This window comes from Gordonia sp. NPDC003585 (genome assembly GCF_040610755.1).
Taxonomy (GTDB): domain Bacteria; phylum Actinomycetota; class Actinomycetes; order Mycobacteriales; family Mycobacteriaceae; genus Gordonia.
This window is the reverse complement of the sequence record NZ_JBEXMX010000167.1, coordinates 1-3777: the sequence shown is the minus strand read 5'-3', so window position 1 is coordinate 3777 and position 3777 is coordinate 1. Positions and strand designations below refer to the sequence as shown.

Here is a 3777-nt window from a genome sequence, read left to right as displayed (position 1 = left end):
GCCGCCTGTGTGAGCACCGACAGGTGATACGGCAGTCGCACGAGCAGCAGTGCTTCGACGATGGCCGGCGACGCGGCCAGGTAGCCGAGGCGTCCGCCGGCGAAGGCGAAGGCCTTGCTCATCGTCCGGCTCACGACCACCTTCGTGGGGTAGGAGTCGATGAGTTCGACTGCGCTGGGCTGCGCGGAGAACTCGCCGTAGGCCTCGTCGACGATCACGATGCCGGGAGCTGCCTCGATGATGCGGCGCAGGTCGTCGAGAGCGATCGAACCGCCCGTGGGGTTGTTCGGCGAGGTGACGAACACAACGTCGGGGAGGCGGTTGACGATCTCGGTGACCGCGTAGTCGACGTCGAGCGAGAAGTCCGACGCCCGCGGCGCCTGCAGCCAGGTGGTGTCGGTGCCGTCGGAGATGATCGGGTGCATCGAATACGACGGCACAAAGCCCAGGGCACTGCGTCCGGGACCGGCGAAGGCCTGCAGCAACTGCTGAAGAATCTCGTTGGAACCGTTTGCCGCCCACAGGTTTTCGACCCCGAGCTGCACACCGGTGGCACGACTCAGATAGGCCGCCAGATCGGTGCGTAGCGCGAGCGCGTCCCGGTCGGGATACCGGTGCAGTTCGGCTGCCGCCGTGCGCGCCGACTCGGCGACGTCGTCGATGAGCGCCGGCGTCGGCGGGTGCGGATTCTCGTTGGTGTTGAGAATCACCGGAACCCGCAGTTGCGGTGCGCCGTAAGCACTCTTGCCGCGGAGGTTGTCCCGCAGGGGCAGGTCGCCGGCGCTGATTCCGCCACCGGGTACGACCACCGGCGAGGCGCTCACGCGGTATCTCCCGCGAAACGCTGTTTGATCGCGTCGCCGTGTCCGGGAAGATCCTCGGCGTCGGCGAGCGTGACGACCTTGTCGGCGACCTCGCGCAGCGCGGCCTCGTCGTAGTCGATGACGTGCACACCCTTGAGGAAGGTCTGGACTGAGAGGCCCGACGCGAAACGCGCCGAACCCGACGTCGGCAGAACGTGATTGGACCCCGCGCAGTAATCGCCGAGACTCACCGGCGCATACGGTCCGACGAAGATCGCGCCCGCATTGTGCACCCGGTCGGCGACAGCGGCGGCGTCGCGGGTCTGGATCTCGAGGTGTTCGGCGGCATACGCGTCGACGACGGCGAGGCCCGACTCCAGATTGTCGACGAGGACGATGCCGGACTGGCTGCCGTTCAGTGCCGTGGTGACGCGCTCGCGGTGTTTGGTCGCTGCCACCTGCAGCGTCAGCGCTTCGTCGACGGCGTCGGCGAGTTCCGCGCTGTCGGTCACCAGCACCGACGCGGCGAGCACGTCGTGTTCGGCCTGCGAGATGAGGTCGGAGGCGAGGATGCCGGCATCCGCGGAATCGTCGGCGAGGATGGCGATCTCGGTCGGCCCGGCCTCCGAGTCGATGCCCACCACACCCCGGCACAGACGCTTGGCGGCGGTCACGTAGATGTTGCCGGGACCGGTGATGAGGTCGACAGGATCGAGGACATCTTGATCCGTATCCTCACCGCCGTAGGTGAGCAACGCGACGGCCTGCGCACCGCCGACCGCCCACACCTCGTCGACGCCGAGCAGCGCGCACGCGGCCAGGATCGTGGGGTGGGGCCAGCCGCCGAAGTCCTTCTGCGGGGGCGATGCCACGACGAGCGAGCCGACGCCGGCCTCCTGCGCGGGCACGACGTTCATGATCACGCTCGAGGGGTAGACGGCGTTGCCGCCGGGCACATACAGCCCGACGCGGCGCACCGGGATCCACTTCTCGGCGACCACGCCGCCGTCGACCACCTGCGTACGGGTGGTCTCGCGCCGCTGGTCGGCGTGCACCTTGCGAGCCCGATCGATCGACTCACGCAGGGCGTCGGCGACCGCGGGATCGAGTCGATCTAGTGCGTCGGCGATCACGGCGGCGGGTACTCGCACCGACGCAGGCTTGACGCCGTCGAACTTCTCGCCGTATTCCAGGGCCGCCTCGGCGCCGCGCTGCGCCACCGCATGCACCACCGGCTCCACCGTGTCGAGTACGGCGTTGACGTCGGTGCCTCCACGCGGCAGCGCGCGGCGCAACTGCGCCAGCGTCGGGGTGCTACCGCGCAGGTCGGTTCGGGCGAGCATGATCACTCCTGGTTGTGGTGGCATTTCGATTCCAGGATATGGGGTCGCACCATTGGTTTTCGAATCCGGTCCTCGGGCAGTCGAGCGGGTCCACCGCAAAGCCGCTCCAGGCGAGGCACATTGATCATGCAGTTCACCACCAGCAAAAACGACTAGTTGGACTAGTCAATCTGGAGTAGGGTCGAGTTCATGAAGACCATTTCCAGTACCGAGGCAAAGACGCGGCTCAATGCCCTGATTGCGGAGGTCGAGCGATCTGGTGAGTCGGTCACCATCACCAACCACGGCCGGCCCGTGGCCGTCATCAGTCCGGTCACGATGCGTCCGAGGACCTTCGGCCAGCTGCCCGCCATCGCGGTGCCAGACACCTTCGATGACCCGCTCCCGGACGCCGAACTGGCACCGTGGGAGGGCAGTCGGTGACCGCGATCCTGTTGGACACCAACGCACTTCTCTGGCTTGTGTCCGCGCCGGACAAGATCTCGGATGCAGCCCACACCATGTTGGCGGACCAGTCCAACGAGTTGTTTGTCTCTGCCGCGTCGGCCTGGGAGATCGCCATCAAGACACGTCTCGGACGGTTGGACGGCGAGCCACTGCTGTCCGCGTGGGGCGAAACACTCACCGCGATGAACACCAACGACCTCGCGATGGACTCCGCCGACGCCACCCTGGCGGGCCGACTCAACTGGGACCACCGCGATCCGTTTGATCGGATGCTCGTAGCGCAGGCCGTGCGCCGTGGCTTGACGATTGCCACGAGCGACGACGTCATCGCCGACTGTGCGTTGACGCCGGTTCTCGACACCACCCGCCGGTGAGCGCGCGGCGCCTCGGCGGCCGTCGAAGAAGTTCTTCTAGATTTGCGCGCCGGCCCCGGACAATTTGCCCAGTTCAGAGTGCTGGTCACCGAGTTGTTCGGATCACGGAATGTCGAGACCCAAGTCCAGCACCGTCACCGAATGCGTGAGAGCCCCCACGGCGAGGTAATCGACACCGGTGCGGGCATAGTCGGCGGCGACGTTGATGCTCAGACCGCCGGAGCTTTCCAGCTTGGTCTCCGGCGAGCGGGTGTCACGTCGCTGAACGGCCATCTGGGTCTCCCACGGCTCGAAATTGTCGAGCAGCACGAGCTGTGGTTTCAGGGCGAGCACCTCGTCGAGTTGGCTCAGCGAATCGACCTCGACCTCCACCGGCAGATCCGGCGCAGCTGCGCGCACGGCCTCCAGCGCAGCGCTCACCGATCCCGCCGCAGCGACGTGGTTGTCCTTGATCAGCGCGGCGTCACCCAGGCCCATCCGGTGGTTGACTCCCCCACCCGCGCGCACCGCGTACTTCTGCAGATAACGCATGCCGGGCAGGGTCTTTCGCGAATCACGGATCTTGGCGTCAGTGCCCTCGACGGCGGCTACCCAGGCGGCGGTCGCCGTCGCAATGCCGGACAGGTGGCAGATCAGGTTGAGCGCGGTGCGCTCGGCCGTCAGCAACGCCGCGGTCGGCGCGCGCACCGCAAGCACCACATCGCCGGGCGCAACATGGGTCCCGTCGGGCACCGAGGCGGTGACCTCGTAGGCGTTCGGGCCGATCACCTCGTCGAAGACGGCCATGACCACCGGCACGCCCGCGATCAC

At 67.1% G+C, this 3777-nt stretch carries 5 protein-coding genes; 2 read left to right on the top strand and 3 right to left on the bottom strand.

Annotated features, from left to right (window positions below; genetic code table 11):
- Both ABZW74_RS24215 and hisD read right to left on the bottom strand, forming a co-directional pair.
- A partial coding sequence (locus ABZW74_RS24215; protein ID WP_355280019.1) for a histidinol-phosphate transaminase occupies positions 1-824 on the bottom strand: 824 nt, incomplete at its 3' end.
- A complete protein-coding gene (gene hisD / locus ABZW74_RS24210) occupies positions 821-2146 on the bottom strand; it encodes a histidinol dehydrogenase (protein ID WP_240855884.1) in 1326 nt (441 codons plus the stop codon). The genes ABZW74_RS24215 and hisD, both read right to left, overlap by 4 nt.
- A gap of 189 nt (positions 2147-2335) precedes the next feature.
- On the opposite strand from hisD, the gene ABZW74_RS24205 reads away from it, so the two are divergent.
- A complete protein-coding gene (locus tag ABZW74_RS24205; protein WP_355280016.1) occupies positions 2336-2569 on the top strand; it encodes a type II toxin-antitoxin system Phd/YefM family antitoxin in 234 nt (77 codons plus the stop codon).
- A complete protein-coding gene (locus ABZW74_RS24200) occupies positions 2566-2967 on the top strand; it encodes a type II toxin-antitoxin system VapC family toxin (RefSeq protein WP_240855888.1) in 402 nt (133 codons plus the stop codon). The genes ABZW74_RS24205 and ABZW74_RS24200 overlap by 4 nt, the downstream gene beginning before the upstream one ends.
- A gap of 102 nt (positions 2968-3069) precedes the next feature.
- Here the strand turns inward: ABZW74_RS24200 and nadC are convergent.
- Positions 3070-3777 (bottom strand): carboxylating nicotinate-nucleotide diphosphorylase (gene nadC / locus ABZW74_RS24195; RefSeq protein WP_355280014.1); only part of this gene is annotated, 708 nt, incomplete at its 5' end.